The organism is Massilia alkalitolerans DSM 17462 (genome assembly GCF_000427785.1).
GTDB classification, from domain to species: domain Bacteria; phylum Pseudomonadota; class Gammaproteobacteria; order Burkholderiales; family Burkholderiaceae_D; genus Telluria; species Telluria alkalitolerans.
The window spans coordinates 262,859-288,999 of sequence record NZ_ATYR01000002.1 but is presented as its reverse complement, the minus strand read 5'-3'; the positions used below and the strand labels follow the sequence as shown (position 1 = coordinate 288,999).

Annotated in this window: 18 protein-coding genes; 12 read left to right on the top strand and 6 right to left on the bottom strand. The window is 62.5% G+C overall.

Annotated features, from left to right (window positions below):
- Window positions 1-94: 94 nt before the first annotated feature.
- Entirely contained in the window at window positions 95-3,067 is a 2,973-nt protein-coding gene (locus YWC_RS0103245; RefSeq protein WP_036212813.1) for a glycoside hydrolase family 2 protein, read from the bottom strand.
- A gap of 673 nt (window positions 3,068-3,740) precedes the next feature.
- On the opposite strand from YWC_RS0103245, the gene YWC_RS32605 reads away from it, so the two are divergent.
- The 8 genes from YWC_RS32605 to YWC_RS31890 all read left to right on the top strand — a co-directional run bounded on the left by YWC_RS32605 (window position 3,741) and on the right by YWC_RS31890 (window position 15,708).
- Window positions 3,741-3,983, top strand: coding sequence for a hypothetical protein (locus tag YWC_RS32605; RefSeq protein ID WP_152570806.1), 243 nt, complete (start codon window positions 3,741-3,743; stop codon window positions 3,981-3,983).
- Window positions 3,980-5,878 carry a rhamnogalacturonan lyase gene (locus YWC_RS0103240; RefSeq protein WP_229412997.1) on the top strand — a complete coding sequence of 633 codons (1,899 nt, stop codon included), beginning with the start codon at window positions 3,980-3,982 and terminating at the stop codon, window positions 5,876-5,878. The genes YWC_RS32605 and YWC_RS0103240 overlap by 4 nt, the downstream gene beginning before the upstream one ends.
- A gap of 46 nt (window positions 5,879-5,924) precedes the next feature.
- Window positions 5,925-6,431 carry a PEP-CTERM sorting domain-containing protein gene (locus tag YWC_RS0103235; RefSeq protein WP_169728080.1) on the top strand — a complete coding sequence of 169 codons (507 nt, stop codon included), beginning with the start codon at window positions 5,925-5,927 and terminating at the stop codon, window positions 6,429-6,431.
- A 155-nt stretch (window positions 6,432-6,586) separates the two neighbouring features.
- Window positions 6,587-7,312, top strand: a complete 726-nt coding sequence (locus YWC_RS0103230) for a response regulator (RefSeq protein WP_027864087.1) — start codon at window positions 6,587-6,589, stop codon at window positions 7,310-7,312.
- Complete coding sequence (locus YWC_RS0103225) at window positions 7,312-8,676, top strand: ATP-binding protein (protein WP_027864086.1); 1,365 nt, start codon at window positions 7,312-7,314, stop codon at window positions 8,674-8,676. Before YWC_RS0103230 ends, YWC_RS0103225 begins: the two co-directional genes overlap by 1 nt.
- 389 nt (window positions 8,677-9,065) lie before the next feature.
- The gene (locus YWC_RS0103220) at window positions 9,066-11,987 is read left to right on the top strand and encodes a glycoside hydrolase family 2 TIM barrel-domain containing protein (protein ID WP_169728079.1); all 2,922 of its coding nucleotides are present in this window, start codon (window positions 9,066-9,068) and stop codon (window positions 11,985-11,987) included.
- Window positions 11,988-12,110: 123 nt separating this feature from the next.
- Complete coding sequence (locus YWC_RS0103215) at window positions 12,111-14,849, top strand: exo-rhamnogalacturonan lyase family protein (protein WP_027864084.1); 2,739 nt, start codon at window positions 12,111-12,113, stop codon at window positions 14,847-14,849.
- 487 nt (window positions 14,850-15,336) lie between these two features.
- Window positions 15,337-15,708, top strand: a complete 372-nt coding sequence (locus YWC_RS31890; RefSeq protein WP_084416276.1) for a restriction endonuclease — start codon at window positions 15,337-15,339, stop codon at window positions 15,706-15,708.
- Between the two features lie 427 nt (window positions 15,709-16,135).
- Here YWC_RS31890 and YWC_RS0103210 read toward each other — a convergent pair whose 3' ends face one another.
- A complete protein-coding gene (locus YWC_RS0103210) occupies window positions 16,136-19,126 on the bottom strand; it encodes a TonB-dependent receptor (protein WP_051306173.1) in 2,991 nt (996 codons plus the stop codon).
- Between the two features lie 503 nt (window positions 19,127-19,629).
- Window positions 19,630-20,508 carry a protein phosphatase 2C domain-containing protein gene (locus YWC_RS0103205; protein WP_027864082.1) on the bottom strand — a complete coding sequence of 293 codons (879 nt, stop codon included), beginning with the start codon at window positions 20,506-20,508 and terminating at the stop codon, window positions 19,630-19,632.
- A 245-nt stretch (window positions 20,509-20,753) separates the two neighbouring features.
- Here YWC_RS0103205 and YWC_RS0103200 point away from each other — a divergent pair, with 245 nt between their 5' ends.
- A complete protein-coding gene (locus tag YWC_RS0103200) occupies window positions 20,754-21,032 on the top strand; it encodes a hypothetical protein (RefSeq protein ID WP_027864081.1) in 279 nt (92 codons plus the stop codon).
- Window positions 21,033-21,054: 22 nt separating this feature from the next.
- On the opposite strand, the gene YWC_RS0103195 is transcribed toward YWC_RS0103200, so the two are convergent.
- On the bottom strand, window positions 21,055-22,215 hold the full coding sequence (locus YWC_RS0103195) for a tyrosine-type recombinase/integrase (RefSeq protein ID WP_027864080.1): 1,161 nt from the start codon (window positions 22,213-22,215) through the stop codon (window positions 21,055-21,057).
- Window positions 22,216-22,322: 107 nt separating this feature from the next.
- Between YWC_RS0103195 and YWC_RS0103190 the strand changes: the two genes are divergently transcribed.
- Window positions 22,323-22,766, top strand: coding sequence for a DUF411 domain-containing protein (locus tag YWC_RS0103190; RefSeq protein ID WP_027864079.1), 444 nt, complete (start codon window positions 22,323-22,325; stop codon window positions 22,764-22,766).
- Between the two features lie 64 nt (window positions 22,767-22,830).
- Window positions 22,831-23,169, top strand: a complete 339-nt coding sequence (locus YWC_RS0103185) for a hypothetical protein (RefSeq protein ID WP_027864078.1) — start codon at window positions 22,831-22,833, stop codon at window positions 23,167-23,169.
- Here the strand turns inward: YWC_RS0103185 and pnuC are convergent.
- Together pnuC and YWC_RS0103175 are read right to left on the bottom strand one after the other, a co-directional pair.
- Window positions 23,166-23,759 (bottom strand): nicotinamide riboside transporter PnuC, encoded by a 594-nt coding sequence (gene pnuC / locus YWC_RS0103180; protein ID WP_027864077.1) that lies wholly within the window; start codon window positions 23,757-23,759, stop codon window positions 23,166-23,168. The two genes, YWC_RS0103185 and pnuC, sit on opposite strands and share 4 nt — an antisense overlap.
- 92 nt (window positions 23,760-23,851) lie before the next feature.
- A complete protein-coding gene (locus YWC_RS0103175) occupies window positions 23,852-24,352 on the bottom strand; it encodes a pyridoxamine 5'-phosphate oxidase family protein (RefSeq protein WP_027864076.1) in 501 nt (166 codons plus the stop codon).
- A gap of 159 nt (window positions 24,353-24,511) precedes the next feature.
- On the opposite strand from YWC_RS0103175, the gene nadB reads away from it, so the two are divergent.
- On the top strand, window positions 24,512-26,140 hold the full coding sequence (nadB, locus tag YWC_RS0103170) for an L-aspartate oxidase (RefSeq protein ID WP_027864075.1): 1,629 nt from the start codon (window positions 24,512-24,514) through the stop codon (window positions 26,138-26,140).
- Window position 26,141: the final 1 nt, after the last annotated feature.

Genomic DNA, 26,141 nt, shown 5'->3' with positions numbered 1-26,141 from the left:
GCATGAAACGCGCGAGAGATTGAGTAAAACTGGAATTCGTGTGTCGTTTATACGCACGCGATGCGCCGCCTGCCCGCCACAATCGCGAAGTCAGTCACCGATCAGTCGACGGCGTGAGCGCCTCATAGAACTCGGCTTCCACGATCGACAGAACATCCTTGCCAGCGCGTCCGACGCCTGTGTCCACGTTCTTCTGGTTGGCGACTTCAGTAAGGACGTTCATATTCGCTTCGTCGGCACTTCCAGCCAGTTCGATGCGGACCAGGCTCCCGTGACGCGCCTGAAGTGGGAGCGTGACGTACCCCAGGCTCTTGGGTGTCTTGCCCTCATACACAGCTTCGCCGTCGACCAGAATGCGCAAAGGGTAGCTGCGTTCGCGCCAGCCGGTCAGCCGGAGCGTGATCTCACTGAGAGTGGCCGCGCGTGCAAGCCGATAAGTGATCGCAGCCCGTCCCGCGCCGGACTCGCTCGTCCAGGAAGTGGTCTCGTCGTCGTCGGTCGACGCTCCGGCAGCGAGCGCGTTGCTCCCAGCCTCGACACTGGCCACCGGTACTGCGATACGGGTACGCGTGTAGGATGACCCGGCCGGGGTCGGGCCGCGGCCCAGGTAGGAGCCCAGACCGGCGCCAGGGAGCACCTTTCCCAGTCCACCGATGACCTCATATGCTTCCGACCGCAGCGTACGCGTCGTACCAGCAAGTCCGTCCGCGCTGGCCTTGAGAACAATCCTGCCGGCCTGCGTCGAACTCCTGATAAGGACGCGGTTGATGCCACCTTCGACCGGCAATTCCTTGTTCAGGATATGGTTGTTCGGTCCCTGGGCAATACCGCCGCGCCACTCGGCAGGGCCCGCCAGCTCGAAGCGTACGGTGTTCAGTGCGACAGGATTGCGGCGGCCCTGCTTGTCCACGACTTCCACCTGGACCAGGGCCAGGTCGTGTCCATCGGCCTGCAGACCATTGGGAGAAATGATCGGCGTTAGCTTCAGCGCCGCCGGCTCTCCCGCAGTGACCAGGCTTGCTTCGCAAATGCGCTTCCCGGTGCGGTCATAGCCAATCGCTTTGAGCGTACCAGGCCGGAATGCGACCTGGTCGAAGGTGAAGATGAAGCCATCGCTCTTGAGCCCGTACCCCAAGGATTTTCCATTAAGGAACAATTCGACCATATCGGCGCTCGACACGACGACGACGGGTTTGACTGTGTCCGGCGCATGGTTCCAATGACCGATAATGTGTGCGCGGGGACGTTCGATGTCCACCCAACCGTCCCAGATCACCTGGTGCGCGAAGAAGCCATCCTTGGGAATCCGCATGGCATCCACTTCGCCGCTGCGGCGGAAATTTTCGGCGCCGCGGTGATGCGTGTTGCTATCCGAAAAGATGATGTTGACGCCACCGGATGATACCCGGGTTCCTGTGCCTGGCCGTTCACGGTAGTAGTCGAACCAACGTTTGACGTTCTCGATGGCGTGAGAATCCATGTTGCGGTTGTACGCCGCGGCGCTCTGGCCTCGGTGCAGGGGGCCGTCCCCGTCCCGATGGAACGGTGGCGAATTCTCGCCCCAGAACTTGCGCGCGCCTTCGTCACGGGCGTACTCCATGGCCCAGACAGGCATGTCGGCGCTCTTATTTATATAGAGCATCTCGCCGCCATATTCGGATATTTCCTTCAGGCGGCTCGAGAGCATCTCGCGGCTGCCGGCCGCTCGTCCTCCGTGAGGATCGTATTTGTCGCGCAGCGCTTTCATCTCGCGCATGTGGATGTCGCTGATCCCGGCGTTGCCAGCCTCGTAAAACAGGATGCTAGGGCTATTGCGGTTATAGATGATGGCATCGCGCATCGCCTCGACACGCTGGCCCCACCATCGACCGACTGCGTCTTTTTCGGCGTCGCCGGCGGGCATCGCCTGGATCAGGCCGATGCGATCGAAGGATTCGACATCCTGCTTCCAGGGTGCGACATGCATCCAGCGCACCACGTTCGCGTTCGAGGCCAGCATCTGGCCGTTGCTGTAGTCGGACAGCCAGGGCGGCACGCTGATGCCGATGGCCGGCCACTCGTTCGACGTCCGTTGGGCGTACCCTTTCAGTTGCAGCGCACGGCCGTTCAAGCGTACCTCGCCGCCCACAAACGCGGTCTGCCTGAATCCGGTACGCGTGACGACGCTGTCGACAGGCTTGCCATCGATCTTCAGTGTGGTGACGACGTCGTACAGGTAACCATAGCCCCAGCTCCAGAAGTTGAGCCTGGAGATGCGGGCGCTGGCCCTGACCACGCGGGTCTCGCCTGGTCCAATGGTCTGACCGGGCGTGCCGAAACTCGCCACCCGACGCCCATCCTTGTCCTTGACGGTGACTTCATAGCTGAATGTGCGTGGCTCGAGGTACTCATTGCGCACTTCGGATTCGGCGTGCACCGTCGCGCGGCGGCCAGCCAGATCGAACTCGCGCGCATACACATAGACGCCCGTGGTGGCAAGGTTGCTGTACAGGGGGAGGGTCTGGTACAGCTTGTCCGTGACATGCAGGCGTACATTCTTCGGCAGGCCGCCGTAGTTCGCATTGAAGTTCTTGTCGGCCCACTGATAACGGCTGCCGGTGGATTTTTCCTTGTAGTCCCAGCGGTTATCGGTGCGAACCGCTATCACGTTCTCTCCGCGATGAAGATGCGGCGTGAGATCGAAGCCGAATGCGGTGACGCCGTTCTCGTGCAGGCCGACCGCCGTGCCGTTGACATACACCTCCGCTGCCTGGCGTGCTCCTTCGAATTCGATGAATACCTTCTGACCGACAGGCGATCCCGGCAGCGTGAAACGCTTGCGATACCACGCGATCCCGGTCGCATGGTCGACGATGTCACGGGAGAATGCGTCATCCTCGTTCCAGGCGCGCGGAAGGGTAACGGCCTTCCAGGACGCGTCGTCGAAGCCGGGAGCGGATGCGCTCTCGGGATCGCCCACGGTCAGCTTCCAGCCAGGGTTGAAGTTATATACCGCACGCTGTGCTTGGGCCGGGACACAGGCCGGGGCAAGCACCAATAGCGCGAAGGAAAGCAGAAATCGGTTCAACACGGCTCCCGGATGAATAGCGCGATGCGATGATGCGGAACCTCGGACAGCGCTTGCTCTGGGCCGAATCCAGTAAAACCAGTTGCAATGTAGTTCGCCGAAGGTCGCGGGAGTGCGGTTACCGCATCACCAAGGATCTAAAAGTCTAGCATCCGCATTTAATGCGTGCTACGGCGGATTTATTTCATTTTTCCTCATCCCGACACACTTCGACATAAAGATTGTTCTGTCGAACAGTCCGCACCGAATGGTGCACGCCGGCTGTACCACCCTCGAATATTTCACAATATGTCAAATCATTTTTAAATATTTCGCTGCATGTATCGATGAAAAACTTCTACATAAACGGACTTTAAAAACTACAAAATTCCAGGGGTTTCCAGCGCGTCTTGATCGCATAATTGCTTTGCTAAATTCGTCAAGCCAAAAGCGGGCAACACAGGATTTAGTCGCCGATCGGATCTATCCGGTTCATGTACTTAGATAATTATTAACGCTGGAGCTTTCAATGTTTCCACCCTCTCTAAGAAATGAGCTGATCAATTCGCTCTCTGGTGAGCCGATAGGTCGCCACTGTGCATTATGCGGGACCCACTTGACGTCATACCTCGACGAGGTGCCTTGCCCGCACTGGTTCATTACTACCGGACATCGGGCTTTCAATGAGCGGCACTTGCGGAGCATTTTCGATGTCTATCGTGTGCCGTTCGTGATCGAGTATCTCAAGCTGGTCTGCAAATACGACCGGGTAGGGCAGAGGGAAGTAGCCGCTACTCCATCCGGCTGGTCACTCGGATGGCGCGGCCGGCGCTGGATCTTCGAGGAGTTGAGTGGACGAAACTCCGGATTTCAGCTGTCGCTGTTCAATGAAGGTCGCAGTGCCGGCTCCTTGACGATTGCCGAACGAGTGGATTGAACGACACACTCGCCTCGAAGGAAATCATGCAGTTCATTCGATACGCACTGGGAGCGTGCGTGCTGGTGGCGTCCGGCACGAACGCATCGCAGCCGGCCCCCCTGGTCGGAAAACAGATCGAACGCCTGGACCGCGGCGCCGTTGCGATGAAAACCCCGGCCGGAGCGCAGTTTATCGGATGGCGCGCGCTGGCCACGGATCCGGCTGGCACTAGATTCAATGTCTACCGTAACAACAAAAAGCTCAATGCCGCGCCCCTCGATGTGACCAACTTCACCGATAGCACAGGCACGGGCCAGGACCGTTACTACGTGCGCGCTGTCGTCAATGGACGCGAGCAAAAAGCAGAAGGCGGGATATCGCCGGCAGCCGTCCAGTGGAAGCTCATACCGCTGCAGAAGCCTGAAGGCGGCACCACATCGGCAGGCTTGGAATTCACGTATGAAGTCGGCGACGGCGCACCAGTAGACCTGGATGGCGATGGCAGCTACGAAATCGTGTTCCGCTGGCAGCCGACCAACTGGAAGGATCCCTCGCAGTCAGGCTACACCGGGAATACCTACCTCGATGCCTATCGGCTCGACGGGACGCGTCTCTGGCGCATCGATCTGGGCAAGAACATCCGTTCCAACTCCCACTACGTCCCGTTCGTCGCCTACGACCTGGATGGCGACGGGCGCGGCGAGGTCATGATGCGCACAGCCGATGGAACCCGGGATGGCCTGGGCCGGGTCATCGGCTCGGAGACGGCTGACCATCGCAACGCAGACGGCCGCATCCTGGCCGGGCCGGAATACCTGACGGTTTTCGATGGCCTTACCGGCGCGGCGATGCAGAGCGTGGACTTCATTCCCGTGCGCGGGGATGTTTCTTCCTGGGGCGACAGCTATGGAAACCGGGTCGATCGCTTCCTGGCTGGCGTGGCCAACCTTGATGGACACCGCCCCAGCGCCGTATTTTCGCGCGGCTACTACACACGCGCCGTCATTGCAGCCTGGGACTGGCGCGAAGGCCGCCTGACCCGGCGCTGGGTATTCGACACGCAGGTCGCCGGCAAGGCGGCCGAACACCAGGGCGCACACTCGTTTGCCGTCGCCGACGTGGACAACGACGGGAAAGACGACATCGTGTACGGGGCTGCCACGATCGCCAGCGACGGCACCCTGATGTACAGCACAGGCCTGTGCCACGGCGACGCACTTCACGTCGGCAGGTTCGATCCAGGCCGGCGGGGGCAACAGGTGTATATGGTGCACGAAACGCCCGCATGTTACGGCAACAAGGGAGCCGAGATGCACGATGCCGCTACCGGTGCCATCTTTTGGAGCGTGGATGGCATGGGCAAGGACGTCGGGCGCGGCACTTGCATGGATGTCGATCCTTCTCACGCCGGGGCTGAATGCTGGGCCACCGCAGGGGGCCTGCGCAGCGCAACCGGCATGCAGATCTCGGCCATCAGGCCGCAGCGAGTGAATTTCGGCGTGTGGTGGGATGGCGATCTTCTGCGCGAATCCCTCGATGCTGACAAGGTTGAAAAATGGAGCCCAGCCAGGAATGCGCTTGACCGGCTATTGACCGGCGCGACGTATGGCGCTTATGGCATCAATGGCACCAAGGCCACCCCGGTCGTCTCGGCCGACCTGTACGGGGACTGGCGCGAAGAGATCGTCTGGCGCAGCCTGAATCACGACGCGCTGATGATCTTCAGCACGACTGATCCGACCGATGTACGCATGCCGACCCTGATGCACGACCCCCAATATCGTGCCCAAGTGGCCGGTCAGAACATGGGCTACAACCAGCCGCCGCACCCGAGCTTCTATCTTGGATATGGCATGTCGCCGGTCGTGCAGGCGCCGGTGCACGTGCCCGCCCGCGCGGCAACTCGGGACTAGGTTTTACAACGAGAGAGGAGCAAATGCAATGAAGAGATGTTTACTGATGCTTGGACTGGTGATCGGTATGCTGGGGAACTCCGTGTTCGCCGCGCCGATCGGTTGGTATGAACTGAACGCGGCGTGGAGGGATGGCAATTTCGAGGGCAAGTTTTTTTACGATAGCAGCGCAGCGACACCCATTATCCAAATTGAAGGCCTGCTGACGGATATCGCTCAGACTACCGCGATCACAACGGTCTGGACCGGGGGAGTCGAGCCACCTCAAACCGGCATCTTTGTGAGCAATACTCCCGGCGCCGATGGCATGCATGACGCGGGTTTCTATTTGAATCTGCTGGATCTTGACGCAACGCTTTCACTGGATCTCAGCGCCGACAACGGTCTGTACGATTTCTCACAGGATTACGCGTACTATACGCCGGAGCAGTTGGCGGGCTCGCCGCTGCTTGCATTCACTATCACGGCCGTGCAAGACGTACCGGAACCGGGCGTGCTGTCGCTGATGGCGATCGGCGCATGCGCACTGGTTAGGCGGCGGCGTTCGTCATAACGACGACAGGGTAGTGCCGGTCGAGAGGGTTTTCCGACCGGTACTTTTATATTATTCTGCGAGCGACGAGCCCAGCAGGGTTCTATTTCGATCCGTCACCTCGAAGGGGTGACGTAGTGCATTCCAAGACAAGGCTTTGCCGCTACTAATTGATAATGGATTCCGTTCCCACCATTCTTGTCGTTGATGACGACCCAGATATCTGCAAGTTGCTGGTCGACTACCTGAACGACAATGGCTACCACACCCTGCACGCGGAGGATGGGCGCGCGATGTGGCGTGTGCTTGATCAGAACCACATCGACCTGGTGGTGCTGGACCTGAATCTGCCGGGCGAGGATGGCCTCAGCCTGTGTCGAAAACTGCGCAGTCAATCCGTCATTCCGGTCGTGATGCTGACCGCGAAGGGCGAGGCGCTCGACCGCATCCTGGGCTTGGAAATGGGCGCGGACGACTATTTGCCCAAGCCGTGCGAACCGCGCGAACTGCTGGCGCGAATCCGCAGTGTGTTGCGCAGGAGTTCGTTGCAGACCGAGCGCAGTCCAATCGAAAAGGCCCAGCGCATACTTTTTCTAGGCTGGACCTTCGACCTGATTGCTCGCCACCTCGTTCGACCGGACGGGATGCTGGTAATGCTGTCGGCCGCGGAATTCCGCTTGCTACGGGTCTTCCTCGAGCATGCGAACGAGGTGCTCAACCGCGACCAGCTGATCAACCTTGCGCACGGACGCGGCGCCGACACGCTCGACCGTTCGGTTGACCTCCAGATCAGCCGCCTGCGCACCAAGCTGGGCGAAGAAACCCGCGCGCCGAAGATCATTAAGACGGTACGCAACGGCGGGTATGTGCTCGCCGCGAACGTGCAGATCGAAGTTGGCTGATGGGATTCACGTTCGATACGATGGTCGGCCGCGTCACGGCTTTGCTGGTGGCCGGCGTCGTCGCCTCAGCAACCGTGACTCAGGTGATCGCCGAGGCCGAACGGCTCCGCGCCGCTGAGGAAGCCCGCAACGTACTGGTGCTTAATCGCTCGGTCCAGGTGCTGAACGAGGTGAAGGATATCCCGCCGGATCAGCGCGAGGCCTTCCTTGCCGCGACCAACAAGCAGGGCGCCAGGCTCAGCCTCGAGAAAGTCAGCGAACCGCCAGTCGAGCCGACAGCTTACGCGCGCACGTTGCAGGCGCGCATGGGGGAGGGCTTCAAGGTACGTGCGCTGGCGTCGCGGGCGCCGGAGTGTGACCGGAAGTTGCTGCAGCCGACCATCTTCGGCCGCTACAACTTGCGCTGGGAGGGCATATGCGAAAACCTCAGTGTCATCATGCCGGATGGAGACCGCATCCGCATATCCGTCGTGCCGCCGGGGATGCCGCGCCCAGAGAACGCCAACTACCTGCTTGGAATCCTGCTGTTCCTGATATCCACCGTGGTGCTCGCGTACTGGATCGCCAGAATGACCGTGCGTCCGCTCGACGATCTCGCCAATGCGGCGCTACGGCTCGGGAAGGATATCAACCAGGCACCGCTGCCGCTCAACGGTGCGGCCGAGATACGCAAGGCCAGCGGTGCTTTGAATACCATGCAGGCCATGATTCGTGAGTACATCCGCCAGCGCACGGTCATGCTAGCGGCGATCACCCACGACCTGCAGACACCGTTGACGCGCATGCGCTTCCGCCTGGAGAAGGTCGAGAACGAAGAGCTGAAGGAACAGCTGCTCGGTGACCTCGCGGCTGTCTTGAGCATGGTGCGTGAAGGACTCGACCTGGCACGAAGCACAGATTCCGTCGAGCCCACACAGGCGATGGATCTCGATTCGCTGTTGCACAGCGTTTGCCACGATGCCAGCGAGTCTGGGCAGCCAGTGACAGTTCAGGGGCATTCTTACAGTGCCTTGATCGGTCGTCCGCAGGCTTTGCGGCGCTGCTTGAACAACTTGATCGATAACGCCGTCAAATACGGGCAAGAAGCCGTAGTATCGATTGAGCGTAGCGGTAATCAAGTGTTCGTGCGCATTCGTGATTGTGGGCCAGGAATCGATGAGGCCGAACTGGAGCGCGTATTCGATCCGTTCTATCGGGTCGAGTCTTCCCGCTCGCGTAAATCGGGCGGCACCGGCCTAGGACTTACCATCGCCCGAAACATAGCCGCCCAGCATAACGGCAACGTCACGCTGGCGAACCTGCCAGGCGGCGGAATGGAAGCAACCCTGATACTTCCAGCCAGTGGCAGCAGCGGCTGGCAGTAGTACCTTGCCGCGCAACGCACGCTATTACTGATCGACTCCAGGTGTGGCTTGCGCTGCGTGCGGAGGCCGCATATTCACGCGTGTAATCACTTGTCTCCGGCCCTGCCGATTACCGCTTTTTTTTCATGCGCGCCAATGCATTCACGCCCAGACCAGTCAAGAGGAACACATTTATCCACGTCGCGGCGGTGTCTTGCGCTACCGAGAACCCGGCTATACGCACGATGTTGATCGTTGGGGGCTGCTACCTATCGCACTGCGAACTCATCTTGTAATGTGGTTGGTGCATGTGATGCAGGTCGTATCGGGGCGCACGCCACCACCTTGTGCGCATGCGAATCGTTCGTCCCCGCCGGGGGCGACCTCGTCTTTTGGGAATATCACGGTATATGGTCAAGCAATTATTCTCCCATTCGGTCGGCGCGATGTTGGCGATGCAGTTGTGCGTCGCTTGCTCAAGCCTGCTGTTCTCTGGTACAGCCTCGGCACTGAACGCATCGGTCAGCACAAGCACGCAAGCGAACGTGGTGTCGCTCAATGGCACCTGGCAGTTTGCTCACGCGCCGACCGAAGCGGCCGCGCAGGCGCTCGCCGATTTTCACCAGCCCGGCTTTGATGCCAAAGCTTTTCAGCCACTGCCGGTTCCGTCCAATTGGGCGCTGCATGGTTTCGAGCAGCCGACATACAAGAAATTCGCCGGCAAGCAGGGCGCGCAAGGTTTCTACCTGAAGCGGTTCAGGATGCCGGCGGGATGGAACGATGCCCGCGTTCTGTTGCGCTTCGGGGGTGTGTGGGCAGCGGCCGAAGTCTGGCTGAACGGGAAGCATGTCGGCAATCACGACAGCGGATTTACTGAATTCGCATTCGACATTACCCCGCACATCAAGAAGGGAGCTGAAAACGTGCTGGCGGTAAGGGTACGTCAGGTGTATGCCGATTATGAGTTCGATACCAACGACGACTGGTCGCTCGGGGGAATATATCGTGACGTAACGCTGGAATCCAGTCCCAAGCAGCGCTGGCTCGATAGTATTGGCGTGCAAACGGTGTTTGACGCCCAGTTTCGTGATGCTGAACTGAAGGTCCGCGTGATGGTGCCCGATGTGCGTAAGACCACTGTGCCAGGCAATTACGTTGGCCCTGGCAACCCGTACAGTGTGCGTCTGACGCTCCTCGATCAGGCGGGCCGTACTGTGCTAAGTCATGAGGTCGAGCACCAGGGGCATGCCGGCACCAGTCGCGAGACAAGCGCGACGCTCCACGTGCAGCGGCCGCTGCACTGGACCGCCGAGACCCCTAATCTTTATAATCTTCGGGTGCAGCTGATCGAGGGGGGCAAGGTCACCCATGAAAAGCATGAGAGGGTCGGTTTCCGTCAAATTTCATGGGAGGGCGGCGTATTCCGCATCAACGGGCAAGCCGTCAAACTGCGCGGGGTGAACCGCCACGAAGAGCATCCCGACGTCGGCCGCGCCACCACCCGCGAACACTGGATCGAAGACATCCGGCTGATGAAGGAAGCTAACATCAACTTCATCCGCCTGGCCCACTATCCGTCTGCAAAGGGATTTATCGAGCTGTGCGACGAGATGGGGATGTATGTCGGTAATGAGATCGCCATGGGCTACGGGGGAGGGGCGGCGCACAATCCGGCCTACACGTCCGCCGTACTGTTGCGCAGCTACGCGACGGTGGCACGCGACGTCAACCGTCCATCCGTGATTTTCTGGGCGGTGGGGAACGAAGATCCGCTGACGTCACTGCATATGGGTTCGGTACAGGCGGTCAAGGGCTGGGACCCGACGCGCCCGGTCCTGCTGCCTTGGCGCGCGGAATCGTGGCTGCCGGCAGAGATCGACATCATGGCGCCTCATTACTGGACTGCCAGCGAATACGATGAGTTCGCCGCCCGCTCGACCCGTCCGGTGATCACCACGGAGTTCACCCATGCCTACGCCAATGATGGCTTCGGCGGCCTCGCGGAGCGTTGGCGAGCGCTGACGCGCCACCCGGCCGGCGCCGGGGGGGCAATCTGGATGTGGGCCGACCAGGGACTTCGCTTCCAGGACCGCAAGGCCGATGGCTCACTGGAGAAAACGCTGAAGGTCTTGCCCGATGGGTGGGATGGGATTGTCGATTCGTATCGCAAGCCCACCCGTGACTACTGGGAGACCAAGGCGGTCTACGCGCCGGTTTATCCGACCATCTCTCAGGCAGGCTTCACGCCGGGGCAGGACAGCGTGGTGCTGCCGATCCAGAACGATTTCGACTTTACCGACCTTAAGAATATCAAGATCGAGTGGAGCGTGATGGAGGATGCGCGCAGCCTGGCTGCTGGCAACGCCACGCTCGCTGGAGAACCGCATGCCACTGCATCACTCGCGCTGCCGCTGCGCGCGATCACATCGGTTCGACCGGGCGCTACGTACTCCGTCCAGCTGCGCTTCGTGCGCGCCGATGGCAGCGAGCTCACACGCCGTAGCGTCGAATTGCTGCCTGCAACCGCACCGGTTTCCGTCAAGCGCCCCCCGGTGGCGCTAAGGGTCGAGCAAGGCACTGAGGTCCGTGTGCATGCGGGACCAACCAGCTTCGTATTCGACCCGAAGTCGGGGCACCTGGCCTCCATCACGCATGCCGGAAAAAGGGTGCTGAGCGACTTCAGGCCGACCCTGTGGCGCAAACTGAACGATAACGAGACCATGCTGGCAAAGCCGGGCGTGCTGGCGGCCTTGCCAGACCTGAATACGTGGCGCGCCGTAGCAAAGACATGGAGTGTGACGTCTGGCGAGGACGGCGTGCTGCTGCGTGCCAAAGTCGACTACCTAGTTGACGCGGCCAACCGCTTCGCCGCGGAGTACACGTACCGGATAGCACCCGACGGCGTCCTGCAGGTGCGTTATGTCATTGCGCCAGCAGTTGCAGCCCCCTGGCTGCCGCATGTCGGCATCGATATGGCTCCTGCTCCGGGACTAGACCGGCTGCGCTGGCTCGGACTAGGACCTCTCGATGCTTATCCGAACGAGTCCACCGCCGCGATCCTTGGCGTATGGGAGGGGGCATTGGGTACGTCGCAGACCACTGGCGTAAAGAGCACGAGATGGGTGGAGCTGGCCGGCGCGCCCGGCATGGTCAGAATTGCCCACCATGGATACCTCGATACAGCCAGCGGTACCGCGGGCACCGTGCGGCTGCTCTCGAACGTGGCCGGACGCGGTACCAAGCATTGGGCGCCTGAGGCACCGGCGCCGATGCTTCCTACCGTAGCAGGAAAGACGTATGTCGGAGAGTTCAGCGTGACGGTTGCGCCATAACCGCATTGATGCGCCGAAGCCATGCAGCTGCTCGTGCCCGATGGCGCGAGCAGCAAATCCTGATGTCATCATATTTGATAGTTCATCCACATGCTCCATGTGGATTCTTATAGAAGCATACTCATGTCCATTTCCTCGCCTACCCGCCGCCGGCTCATTCAGGGCGCGTTTGCCTTGACCACGCTGCCGGCAATGCCCTTCCTCGCACAGGCGGCTACCGCCAATCGCGGCGGCCGCGCCATTCCGGTGTCCGAAACCGCTCTGCAGTGGCTGGACGGTGCGCCGCCCGCCCGTTTTGAAGGTGCGACCGTCGGGGTGCCATGGCCGCGTGGGACCGTCAAGGCCGATACGGCGTTTCAACTACTGGACGGCGAACGAGCAGTGCCGGTACAGTCCTGGCCTACTGCCTACTGGCCCGATGGCTCGCTGAAGTGGAGCGCCCATGCGGTGCCGGCAGGGGTGAGCGCAAAAATGCTGCGTCTGCGCCCAGGGCGACCGGCGACGCCTGCCCATCCGGTCGTACTTCAGGAGACGACTGAGCGCATCATTATCCGATCAGGCGACCTCGAATGGATCGTGCCCCGTACTGGTTCCAACCTCATCGAGTCGGCGGCACGCACAGGACGCGTCACAATGCGTGAACTGCGCTTGGCAGGGGAGACACAGGACCAGCCGGATTTGGACGCTACCGGAGGGCTGCGCCGCCAGCGCTTCACCAGCAAGCTCAATAAGGTCACTGTAGAGCAACGTGGTCCAGTGCGTGCCGTCCTCAAGCTGGAAGGGATGCACAGCGGGGAGGGGCGCGAGTGGCTGCCGTTCAGCGTGCGCCTGTATTTCCATACTGGTGCAGAAAGCGTGCGCATCGTGCATAGTTTCGTGTTCGACGGTGATCCAAGCAAGGATTTCATCCGCGCACTGGGAGTAACGGCGAAGGTGCCACTCACCGACGCTGCCTATGACCGCCATGTCCGGCTGTCGGGAGAAGATGTCGGTGTCTGGGCCGAGGCGGTGCTTCCGGTGACAGGACTACGGCGTGACCCTGGCAAACCCTATCGGGAAGCACAGATTGCGGGTCGCGCCTTGCCGCCGCTGGAAGGCATGGCCAAAGCGGTACGTGAGGGACTGAAGTGGGTGCCGCAATGGGGCGATGTCTCGCTTTCGCAAGCTAATGCCGACGGCTTCACGATCCGGAAGCGCGTGGGTGCCGGTCATCCATGGATTGATTCGAATTCGGGTCACCGTACCAAAGGACTCGCCTACGTTGGCGGCGCAGCGGGTGGCGTCGCGGTAGGCCTGAAGGACTTCTGGCAGCGCACGCCCACTGGGCTTGACATTCGCGGTGCGCACACGGCCGAGGCCGAGCTCACGGCTTGGCTATGGTCGCCCGCCGGCGGCCCCATGGACCTGCGTCCCTACCGGGACGCCACGGGCCTGGAAACGGTCGAGCACCAGATGGAAAACCTCAACATCACCTATGAGGACTATGAGCCCGGATGGGATACTCCGGTCGGTATCGCCAGCACCTCCGAGCTTACGCTATGGGTGCTCGGCAGCACACCAACCAATCAGGTGTTCTCGGACATGGCGACCCAGGTTGCCGCACCTGCGCGGCCGGTTCTGGCGCCGGAACGGATCCACCAGGCTGGCGTGTTCGGTGACTGGGACGTGGCTGATTCGTCGACGCCAGGGCGCAAGCTGCTTGAGACCCGCCTCACTTATCAGCTCGAGCAGTACATGCGTGAAGTAGAGCAGCGGCGCTGGTACGGTTTCTGGAACTTCGGCGACATCATGCATGACTACGATGCCGACCGACACATGTGGCGCTACGATATCGGCGGATTCGCGTGGGACAATTCAGAACTGGCGACTGACCTGTGGCTGTGGTATTCCTACCTCCGTACCGGCCGCGCAGATGTGTTCCGCTTTGCCGAGGCAATGACGCGCCACACCGGCGAGGTCGACGTCTATCACCTTGGCCGCTTCAAGGGATTTGGCACGCGCCATGGAGTGACGCACTGGTCCGACTCGTCCAAGCAGCCGCGTGTATCGAACGCCGCCTATCGCCGGATCTATTACTTCCTGACAGCCGATGAACGGGCAGGCGATTTGATGCGCGACTTGCTGCATGTGGACCATGACCTGGCCCGCATCAATATTTCCCGCAAGTTAAAGAAGGATCCCGACGGGAACACGCCGGCCGGCATGGTCGACACCGAGTTTGGCATGGTATGGGGTTCGATCGCCCCTGCCTGGCTGACCGAATGGGAGCGCACCGGCGACCGTCGCTGGCGGGACCGCTTATTGGCCGGGATGGACAGTATCGCCGCGTTACCGCACCGCTGGTTTGCCGCCTCGGCGCCCTACGATCCGAAGACCGGCCGGTTCACAGATGGCGGACGCGGCATGCGCTTCTCCTCGCTGAACGGCGCGTTCGGCATCGGTGAGCTCAATTCCGAACTGCTGACGCTGATCGATGCGCCCAAATACCGGAAGGCGTGGCTGGAGTACAGTCGCTACTACAATGCGCCCGCAGCCGAGCTGGTGAAACATCTAGGAACGGAGCCCAAAGGGCGCTCGTTGGTGGGCTCACACTCTAGGATTACCGCATATGCGGCGTACCATGAGGCCGACCGCAAGCTTGCCCTGCGCGCGTGGTCAGAGTTCTTTAGTGAACAGCGCTACGGAGGCGTGATGCGGACCCCAACCCATATCGCTGGGCCGTCGGTACTGCGGCCGATCATCGAGGAAACTGGTTACTCGACCAATGGCGCAGTAACGTGGGGCCTGGCGGCGATACAGAATATGGCTTTGATTGGGGACACCTTGGACGAGGCTGCACGTACCGCTGGCCTCCTGCGTTAAACAGTACCGCGCGTCCCGCGCGGTACTGTTCAGACGAAATCAAACAGACAGGTTTGCCGACAGTGGAATTGACGTCGCTGGCTTTGCATCTCACTTCACCAAAACGGCCAGTTTGTTTCTGGCCTAATGGATCATCTGGCGGTTCTTGCGAGTACAGAAGAAGGGAATCGCGGATGCACCTCATCTTTCGCGTCGCTGTGGCGGCGCCATAGCATCTGAAAAGGTGCGCGGTGCCCGTGCGAGGCTTCAACGGTTCATGCATTACGAACGACTGCCTACCGTACGTCTCCCGGCACTGGTCACTTTACCGGCTTCATGAGGTTAGCCAGCACGGCTTCGCACATTTCCAATTGCGCGCGCAACGATGGCGGAAGAATAGCGAGCGTGAGATGTACCTGTGGTAACAGCAGCGCTAACGCCGTTCCCCCAACGCAGCCAAGTCTAGCAAAGTTGATACCGCGTTCTCGCTGAGCCGATCAGGTCAGCGATGGGCGCTAGCTTTCTCGTGCTGATCGAGTGCAAGCACGAGCAACGCAAAGTGAAGCGTCAGGCTGTGCAGGTGCAGCATGCAAAAATGATGTCGACCGGCGCACAAAAGGGAATGCTGTTTTCCGGTGCATGTTTTCAGTCGGGTGCTGTCGATTACGCGACAGTGCACGGCATTGCATTGATTCAAATGGCCGATGGGAACTCCACGTGGTTCACCAGGCGCTTTGGACCCTCTACGCCGCCGCCAGTTTCGATCGACTATCCGCGATACGTCGGGTGGTGGTGCCGCGGTAACGAATTCAGTGTCGTGTCCGCCGATGAAGGAAGGTATACCTGTCGTGCGCTTGGCATTTGCAATGATCCAACCTGAAGTGGTTTCAGGATCGTGATTGCTTCGTCGGGCCAGATCGACTTCACCATCGACGGTTGAAAACTGCGTAGCTTGAACGGCGCAGGACCATGGCATACAGGCCTGCCTGCGATAGAAGTAAATGTGTCAGATTGATGCAGTTGGCGCATCTGAGAAATTTACTTCCGAAGATCTGAGCGTTTTACTTCCAAGAGCTGGCTTCTACGTGCGCTATGATGAAGTTTCAGGCAATGTGCTTTGTCAGTCCCGTACTACGCATAATCTATATTATGTTAAATGCGCTTTGTGCACGAGGATCTGTGTGTCCTTTAGCAGAGCCATCCACGGCCGAAAGCGCTCTCACCCACTGAAGGCCGCCACCAGCGCATTGACGAAAAAAAGCCGCGGACTCGCGCCCGCGGCTTTCATCACACAAGCGATCTGGAACTTAGAACTTGTGGTTGTACTCGACCGTGAAGCGCGCATAACGCGGCGTCTGGGTCGACAGGACGCGGCCGTAGCTGTCCAGCAGCGTCTGGGTCGAGCCGTTGTTCAGCATTTCCGAGACCGACTGCACGGTCTGGCGGTTGGCGACGTTGAACACGTCGACCTTTGCCGTCAGGCCCGGCAGGAAGGCCGGCATGTAGGCCAGGTTCACGTCCAGGCGCGTGGTCCATGGCAGACGGCCTTCCGAGCCGCGCGGCGCCGGGCGGCCGAAGCACGTCGCGTAGTATGAGCCGTAGCTGTGGGCGGCCGGCACGCTCGGGTCGGCGCCCAGGCAGTTCTTCGGACGGCCCGACTGCGCCAGCAGGTTGCCGCCGACCATCCACTCAGGCGTGACCTGGTAGAAGCCGAAGGCCTTCAGCTGGTGCCGGCGGTCGTTCGGCAGCGGGCCGTACTTGCCGCGCATCAGCTCAGGCTTGTCCCAGCTGATGGTATGCGACACGTCCAGCTGGCCGATGTCCGACTGGGTCTGGCCTTCGGTATTGCCCTCGTTCTTCGACCAGGTGTAGTTCACGCGGCCGTACCAGCCATTGCGGAACGGATGCTCGAGGAACAGGTCGATCGCCTTGTAGGTGCGCTTGGCGTCGTCGAAGCCCAGGTCCGCCTTGCTCAGCTTCACCTCGGTCAGGTTGGTGCCCGTATTGGCGAAGTCGACCAGGAAGGTGTTGTCCTCGCCCGGGTTGAAGGCTGCGCAGCCGAAACCGGTCCACTTGCTGGTGTTGACGGACGGGTTGCGCGCCAGCCAGGCCTTGAACGGACGGTCGTCGCACATGTCGTCGATGGTCGAGCGCAGCGTGCGGTAGGTCGCGCGGGCGCCGAAGGTCATGTCACGCGACAGCGCGCGCTCGAAACCGAGCGTGATCTCGTCCTGGTAGGTCGGCTCCAGGCTGGTGGCGGCAACGGTATTCGGGTGCTTGAACTGGAAGTACTCGTTGTTGGTCGAGAACGGCGCCGGCGCCAGCGGCACCAGGCCCTGCGGAGCGCCGGTGACCGGGTCGACACCGGTGTAGGTGAAGGACTGCGTGGTGAACAGCGAACGCGAGGCGCCGCGCACCGAGATGTTGGTCGGCACCTGCACGAAGTAGCGGCCAGCGGTACCGAACACCTTGAACGAGGAGTCGCCGTTCACGTCCCAGGACGCAGCGAAGCGCGGCGCGATCTGGTCCTTGATGTCCATGAACTTCTGCTTGTCGCCGTTGCGGTTCTCGAACTGCTCGTTACGCACGCCGACGGTCACCAGCAGGTCCTTGGTGACCTGCCAGCGGTCCTCGAGGTACTGGGCCGACTGGTCCGAGTAGGCGTCGGTGATCGAGGTGAACTTGGTCTCGGTCACGTAGTAGCCCTGCAGGCCGTAACCTCCCCCGCTGGCCGGCGCCACCGTCACGTTCTGCAGCGTGATCGGGGTGGTCGGCGACTGCGCGCTGCGCGAGTAGGTCCACAAGCCGCCGCCGGCGCGGAACACACCGGCGTCTTCGGAGCTCAGCCTGTTTTCGTCGATACCCGCGCGCAGCGTGTGGTTGCCGAGACGGTACTCGATGTCCAGGCGTGCGGATTCGACCGTGTCGCGGCCGCCGGTGACCGGCACGTTGCCGCTGACCGGGTTCGGGTTCGGATACGACAAGCCAGGCACGCGGGCCGCCGGCGTGGACGACACCTGGTAAACATTCGGATTAACGCCCGGATAGGTGCCGTAGGTGTTCTCGTGCTTGGTGGTCGACTTGCCGTACAGGGCCAGCACCGTCAGGTTGTCGGTGATGTTGCCGGTGTACTTGGCGATGTTGACGATACCGCCGACCGGGGTTTCGCCCGAGAAGTTCTTGTAGTGTTCGCTCGCACCGATGACGCCGTTGCGTGCGCCGCTGGCGTAATCGTAGCCGGACAGGTACTTGTCCTTCTTCGAGGTGTCGCCGAAGCCGGTGTACTCGAGGCGGTGGTTGTCGTTGATGTTCCAGTCGAGCTTGACCAGGTAACGGGTGGTCTTGGTTTCCGACTCTTCCCAGCCGCGGCCGGCGGCCGAGGTACTGGTGCGCAAGCCGGTAACGGCATTGGTACCCGAAAAATCGGTACGGGACTGCTCCAGCGAGCCGAAGAAGAACAGCTTGTCCTGGATCAGCGGACCACCGACGTTCACGCCCACCAGCTTGCGGTCAGTCTCGTTGGTCGAGCGGCGGCGGTACAGGGTGCCGTCCGTGGCGGCGGTATTGCTCGCACCGAGGACCGGGTAGTAAATATCGTCCTGGCTGGCGGACAGGTTCTTCGGATCCCACTGGACGATGCCGCCCACTTCCCAGCGGTTGGTACCGCTCTTGGTAGTGATGTTGGCGACGCCGCCGACCGAGCGGCCGAATTCCGCGCCGAAGCCGCCGGTGAGGATCTGCGCCTGGCCGATTGCGCCGTACGGCAGTTCCATGTAGCCCAGCTGGGTCAGCGGGTTGGTGACCGGGAAGCCGTTGACGTAGTACGAGTTTTCCGACACCGCGCCGCCGCCGAAGCTGTTGGCGCCGTTCGGATAGCGGCTGTCGCCCTGGGTAGTGTTCGGCGCGATCAGGATGATCGACTCGACGTTACGCGCGATAGGCAGCTTTTCCAGCTGGCTGGCAGTAAAGATAGCGCCGTTGTTGGTATTGGTCACGTCGATCGCGCGGCGGCGGCCGACGATCTGCACCTGCTGGGTCGAGAACACGGCTTCGGCGCCCTGGCCGATCAGCACTTCGACTTCGCGGCTTTCGACCACGCTACCGTTGCGCACCAGCTGGACCGAGTAGCGGCCCGGCGGCAGCGAGGTCGCCAGGAAGCGGCCATTGCCTTCGACCGAGACGCTACGGCGCAGCTTGGTGTCGAGGTTCTCCACTACGACGGTCGCGCCGGCCGGGCTTTCCACCGCGCCGTACACATTACCGGTCGTGTTCGATTGGGCCAGTACCGTCGAACTCATGCCCAGCGTCAGTGCGGTCGCTCCGAATGCGAGAGCGAGCGAACGAGCCAGTTTCGTTTTTACTGCCATGAACTTTCTCCTATCGTTTGTGAACCTGCCGCCGAGTCAGAGACAGGCTGGACTCCTCCTTCAGCCAGTCGCAGCCGGTAGGTCTGCTTGGACTAAGAAAGATTTAACGATTGTATTTAGTAAATACTTGACGGCGACGTATGTCCTTGGAAAATAGATTTTCCAATTCATGCATACCTGGAAGGACGATTCAGGCAAGGTTTGGCAGATGGATGGAAGATATGCGCGCGTTCGATGCTTTTCCGTACACGTTGAGCAATGGTGTTCTTATTAACTTTTTGGTCAGATATGTAAAGATGTTGTATGGCCACAACTAAACTGGCTCCCGCGAGCGGAGCGGGTGCGCCGCCTCTTACCAATGGCAGAGGCGCGGAAGCTGCCCAGGCCGGTCAAGCAGCCGACAAGGCTGCAGCGCAGGCCCGGATGCGGCGTGCTCAAGCGCGCGGACGATCGCTGCGCCAGAGGATCGCGGATGCATCGTCCGCCTGTTTCACCACCGCCGGCCCCGTCGCCCGCGTGGCGGCTTCGTGGTCGCGCAATTGCGCGAGCGCGGCCTGCAAGCCGTGCTCCATGCACAGGCGGAACAGGCTTTCCGGCGTGTGCAGCGCGTAGGTGTCCACCAGGCGGTAGAGGCCGTCGGTCATGACCAGGATGGCCGACCCGGCCGGCACGTCGTACGTGGAGGTGCGTGCGCCGAAGGCGCCGTTTGGCCGCAGGCACAGCGAATTGGTGTTGGCCAAGGAATTCTGGAACGCGCGCCGGGCGCGCAGCATTGGTGTCAAGCGGGCCTGCCTGGCCGCGACGTCATGCACGCCTTCGCGCCTGAGTTTCTCGATCTCGGCGCGCAGGATGGCTTCCTGTGGATTGACGAAGGGATCCAGGTCCAGCACCTCGCCACCAGGCCGGCGCAGCAAGATCTTGCAGTCGCCCAGGCAGAACAGCTCCAGCCGGTGGCGATCGCGATGTTCGTGTGCGCGCACCCAGCTCAGCGCCGCGATCGGCCAGGCGTACAGCGGCACTTCCTTGCCGGCGCAGCGTGCAAGGAACTCCCGGTAGACCTGCTCGACGGCGGCGTGCGCGGCTTCATGCTGCCCGAGCCCGGCATCGATGGCCGGACCGAGCGCCGCCGCGAACCGGGTGACGAACCAGACCACGTCGCCTTCGCCCGGCGCGACGTAGTCGCGGTCGGCGACCGAGGTGCCGCCGTCGATGACGACGAGTTCGGTCCTTGCCGGCGTACGAAAGCTGCCGGCCCAGTCCTCGTTGTGGTCTGGCTTTGCGCCGTCGGAGATCGAATCGATGTGCATGAACATGGTGTGAAACTGCTTGAAGTGGCCATTCGGACCGAACTCGACATTATATATGCTAATGTCGAGTGAGATTTGGCATGAACATTCCACATGTATGGCTTGCATGAGATGGTTTTGCTATGCGTCAAGCTACTTGCAGTCTGCAGGCAATGGCCCGGCCTGCGCACGACTGGCGTGTGGCCGTTTGCACCCCTGCCCCACGTGGGTAAAAATGCAGTTATGCGAACTGATCACTCGAAAGGACGGGCATGGGCATCACCGTGAAGAATACGACGCCGGATACGGCCAAGGTCACCCTGGTCGGCGAAATGATGGATGGGAGCTTCGACGCCAAGGTCATGGCGGAGACCGATGTGCCCTACACCAAGTACTGGGATAACGAGCTCGAGCAGCGTATCGTCTACCTGCACCCCGACCCGGAGCAGCTGAAGGCGATCGTCGCCGCCCTGAACGAGGGCCGCCTGTCGCTTGACGCCCTGCAGGATTTCGGCAGCTCCGCCGGCGGAGAATCCGAACTGCCGATCTAAGGCCGCCCTCCCCGGCCGCGGCTCAGGGGACCAGCTTGGCGCCCGAACCGATGATCTCGTCGTGGCGTTCGTGGTCGCGCTTGTGCAGGTAGGCGGCGGTGGTCGCGATGTTGGCATGGCCGGCCGTGTCCTGCAGCGTCTTGAGCTGCACGCCGCTGTTGGCGTGGTTGGTCAGCATGCTGTGGCGCAGCCAGTGGGTCGAGGCCTGGCGCAGCGTGGCCGCGCTGTCGGCGTCGCCCTGCGCCAGGGCGCGGTCGGCGGCTGCCGCGAACACGGCTTTCAGTGCTTCGGAGGCCGCTTCGTCGGTGATGCGCACCGCTTCTTCCCTGCGGCTGGACAGCACCAGCGGCGTGCGGTCGGCGCGACTCGCCTGCGGCAGCAGGCCAAAGGCCTGGCGGTAGTCGCGGTAGGCGGCCAGCATTGCCGGCGGCACCGGCAGGCGGCGCGGCTTGGCGCCCTTCCCCATCACGTCCAGCCACCAGCGCCCGTCGCCCTCGCTGTAGATGGCGCCCATGTGGGCGCCGACGATCTCGTTCAGGCGCGCCCCGGTCTGGGCAAAGGCGACCAGCAGGAAGCGGTCGCGTTCGCGCTGACGCAGGCTGGCCGGCGTGTCGGCCACGCGCGCTGCGACGGCATCCAGCGCATGCGCGATCGCCTGCGGCGTCAGGTAGCGGGTGATGCGGCTGCCGTGGGCGGCGCGCACGTTGCGCACCAGCCGGGCCGGATTGCGCCGCAGGTAGCCGGTCTGCTCGGCATAGCCCAGCAGGCCTTTCACGGCGATCATGGCCTGGCGACGGCTGGCATCCGACAGCGGGCCGGAGAACGGCCGGTAGCGCGGATCGTTGCGCGGCCACTTGGTAGTGGAGATCCATTCCGGCGGCGGGTTGCGGATGAATTCCTTGTAGGCGTTCAGGTCGGCCACCGTCAGCTGCCGGAAGGTCTTGCGCGCCTCTTCCCTGCACCAGGTGAGGAAGCGGTACAGCTCCTTCTGGGTGTTGGCGATGGATTTCGGGCTCAGCTCTCCCTGGCCGATGTATTCGCGCGCCAGCTCGGCATCGCTGCGCGCATCCGTCACCGGCTCGTCGCCGACGCCGCGGAACACGGCGCCACGCGCGCTGGCCGCCAGCCGCAGGGGCGAGTCTTCGGGAAGCGGGTCGAGGTCGATCGGGAGGAAGCTGGGCATGTTGAATTGATACTGTGTTTTTATACAGTATAGCATCCGGCGGCCGGGCCACCAAGCGTGCGGCTGGGGCATAATGCGGGTTTGTTCCCCTCGATCCTGGAGTCACCATGTTCCTGCGTTTCATTCGCCAAACCGGCGCCGCCACCCTCCTCGCCCTGCCGCTCGTCGCCAGTGCCGCGCAACCCGTGATCGAGGTGTACAAGACCGAGTACTGCGGCTGCTGCAAGGAGTGGATCAAGCACCTCGAAGCGAACGGCTTCCAGGTCAAGGCCCAGAACGTCGCCAATCCGTCCGACTACCGCGAGAAGTTCGGCATCCCGGCCGAATACGGCTCCTGCCACACCGGCCGCGTGGGCGGCTATGCGGTGGAGGGCCACGTGCCGGCGGCCGACATCAAGCGCATGCTGGCGGAAAAGCCCAAGGCGCGCGGCCTGGCGGTGCCAGGCATGCCGATGGGGTCACCTGGCATGGAAGGCGCGCGCAAGGATCCCTACGAGGTGCTGCTGGTGAAGGATGGCGGCAAGACCAGCGTCTACAAGCGCTACGAGTAACGTAGCCCGCGCCGGCCCTGCGGCGTCATTGGCATAATGGGTTTCCAGCATCGAGGAGCCCGATATGAGCAAGCAACCGCAGAACGACCCGTCGACGACACTCGGCGTCGGCGGCACGACCAGCGGCCAGCAAGGCGCGACGCCCAGCCACGAGACCCAGCAGGAAACCGGCGGCAGCGGCGGCGACGGCTTGAGCCGCAACCAGTCCGGCGAGACCGCCAATGCGCCGGGCGGCGCCCCGGCCGCAAGCCGGCACGCCGAGGCCGAAGGCAGTGCCATGACCAACATCGGCCGGGGTCCGCAGGACACCCGCCCGAACCAGGCCAGCCCCACCGGCACCGGCCTCGGGACGCCGGAAACCGGCGGCAACCAGAGCGAGGCCGACCTGCCGCCCGCGCGCTAGGCTGTTTCCCTTGCCAGCACCATCGCCGCCGCCGCATCGCGCGCGGCGAGCTTGCGCCACCAGATCCAGGACACGATCGCATTGACCCAGAAACCGGCGTACAGCAGCGCCGTCAGGTGCAATCCCCGGGTGGCGTAGAGCGGCACGGCGATGGTGTTCACCAGCAGCCAGACCGGCCAGTTCTCGATGCGCCGCCCCATCATGAGGAGCTGCGCGATGACGCTGAACACCAGCACGGCGGAATCGACGAAAGGCGCATAGGCGTTCGTATAGTGGTGCAGCAGCGCGCCGTAGGCGACGGTGGCGGCGACACCCGTCGGCGCCATCCACAGCAGCGTGCGGATGCCCGCATGGGTCACCGGCAGTGGCGCCCCCTGGCGGCCGCGCAGCCAGCGCCACCAGCCGAGCAGGCTGGTCCCCACAAAAAACACCTGCAGCACCACGTCGGCGTACAGCCTGTGCTGCGCAAACAGGACACCGAACAGCGTGCAGCCGATGATCCCGGTCCACCAGGTATGCACGCTGTTGCGTCCGGCGAGCACGATCGCCAGCGCGGTGAAGGCATTTGCCCCTATCTCGAGCGGGCTCAACGCCCCGCCCCATACTGCGCCTGTCTCTGCATGCTCGGCTCCCGGGAAATGCAGAGCACTGTAAGCGAGCCGGCCGCGGCCGGCAAGGGTCCTTACATCCGGATGGTCCCGTGGTCGGCGTCGACGTCCGGCGTAGTGCCGGTCACGGCCGCCTTGGCCATGGCGAACATGCGCACCATCTTGCTGTCGTTCGCATCCCAGTATTCGGCGGCGTGCGGCAGCACCCGCACCAGCACGACGTGCTCGTCCTCGGGTCCGGCCGGAAACCAGGCCTGCACCATGGCATTCCACAGGGCGTGGATCTGCGTGCGGTCGACCACGCGCTCGGCGTGGCCGCTGACCGAGACCCAGGTGCTGTTGTCGGGATCGGCGAAGCTGACGTTCACCTCCGGCTCGTGGGCGATGTTGTCCCACAGCTCGGTCGTAGTGCGGGTGTAGAACCACAGGGCGCCTTCGCCGTCGACCTGCTGGTTGGTCATCGGCTGGCTGACCAGGTGGCCGTTCTGGTCACGGGTCGTGAACATGGCAAAGCGCATCGAGCCGATCTTCTCGGACAGCGCGGCCGCGCGCGCCTGGGCGTGTTGAGCTGACATGGCAATCCTTTCAGTAGGTGGAATGGCGATCCTAACGCCGCTTCAAAGGCCCATCCGTGCGTGCGCGTACAGTGTCCCGCCCTTGACCCAGCGGTCCCACCCTGACGCGAGCTGGCCAAATCGACTATAGTGATGCCTCTGTACAAACCTGACATCACCATGAAATTTGACGTCGCTATTGTCGGCAGCGGTCTGGCCGGCCTGTCGGTGGCCCTGCACCTGGCGCAAACGCGCAAGGTTGCGATCATCTCCAAACGCGCCCTCCTCGACGGCGCCAGCAACTGGGCCCAGGGCGGCATCGCCGCGGTGCTCGATTCCAGCGACAGCCACGACCAGCACATCGCCGATACCCTGATCGCAGGCGCCGGCCTGTGCGAGGAAGCGGCGACCCGCTACATCGTCGAGAACGGCCGCGCGGCGATCGAATGGCTGATCGAGCAAGGCGTGCCCTTCACCCGCGACGAATCGGCGGAACTCGGTTTCCACCTGACCCGCGAGGGCGGGCACAGCCAGCGCCGCATCATCCATGCGGCCGACGCCACCGGCCATGCGGTGCAGGTGACGCTGGAGCAGAAAGTGCGCGCGCATCCGAACATCGCCTTGTTCGAGCACCACTGCGCAATCGACGTCATCACCTCGGACAAGCTGACCGGCAAGGGCGTTCACGGGGGCGCCCCGCACCTGGTGGGCCAGCCGCGCTGCTACGGCCTGTACGTGCAGGACGAGCAAAGCGGCAAGGTGCTCACCTTCGAAGCCGAGCACACGGTGCTGGCCACCGGCGGCGCCGGCAAGGTCTACCTGTACACGACGAATCCCGACACCGCCACCGGCGACGGCATCGCCATGGCCTGGCGCGCCGGCTGCCGGGTGTCGAACATGGAATTCATCCAGTTCCACCCGACCTGCCTGTACCACCCGTATGCGAAATCCTTCCTGATCACGGAAGCGATCCGCGGCGAAGGCGGCCTGCTCAAGCTGCCGCCCGAAGCCGGCGCCGCGGCCGGGACCCGCTTCATGCCGGCCCACGACGAGCGCGGCGAGCTGGCCCCGCGCGACGTGGTGGCGCGCGCGATCGACTTCGAAATGAAAAAGCGCGGCCTGGACTACGTCCACCTCGACATCAGCCACCAGGACCCGGAGTTCCTGAAGGAGCACTTCCCGACCATTTACGCGCGCTGCCTGGAGCTGGGCATCGACATCACCAAGGAGCCGATCCCGGTGGTGCCGGCGGTGCACTTCACCTGCGGCGGCATCGTCACCGACCTGGCCGGCCGCACCGACATCCCCGGCCTGTACGCGGTGGGCGAGACCGCCTGCACCGGCCTGCACGGCGCGAACCGCCTGGCCAGCAACTCGCTGCTGGAGTGCGTGGTGGTCGGGCGCGCCTGCGCGCACCAGATCGCGGCGGCGCCGAAGATCGAGAACCCGGTGCTACCGCCCTGGGACGAGTCGCGCGTGACCAACGCCGACGAAGAGGTGGTGATCGCCCACAACTGGGACGAGCTGCGCCGCTTCATGTGGAACTACGTCGGTATCGTGCGCACCACCAAGCGCCTCGAGCGCGCCCAGCACCGCATCAAGCTGCTCAAGGAAGAGATCGACGAGTACTACCGCAACTTCCGCATCACGCACGACCTGCTGGAGCTGCGCAACCTGGTCGAGGTGGCCTCGCTGATCGTCAACAGCGCACTGTCGCGTCACGAAAGCCGCGGCCTGCATTATTCGCGCGACTTCCCGGACACCCTGCCGAAGGCCCTGCCGAGCGTGCTGACGCCGGAACGCCGCTGAT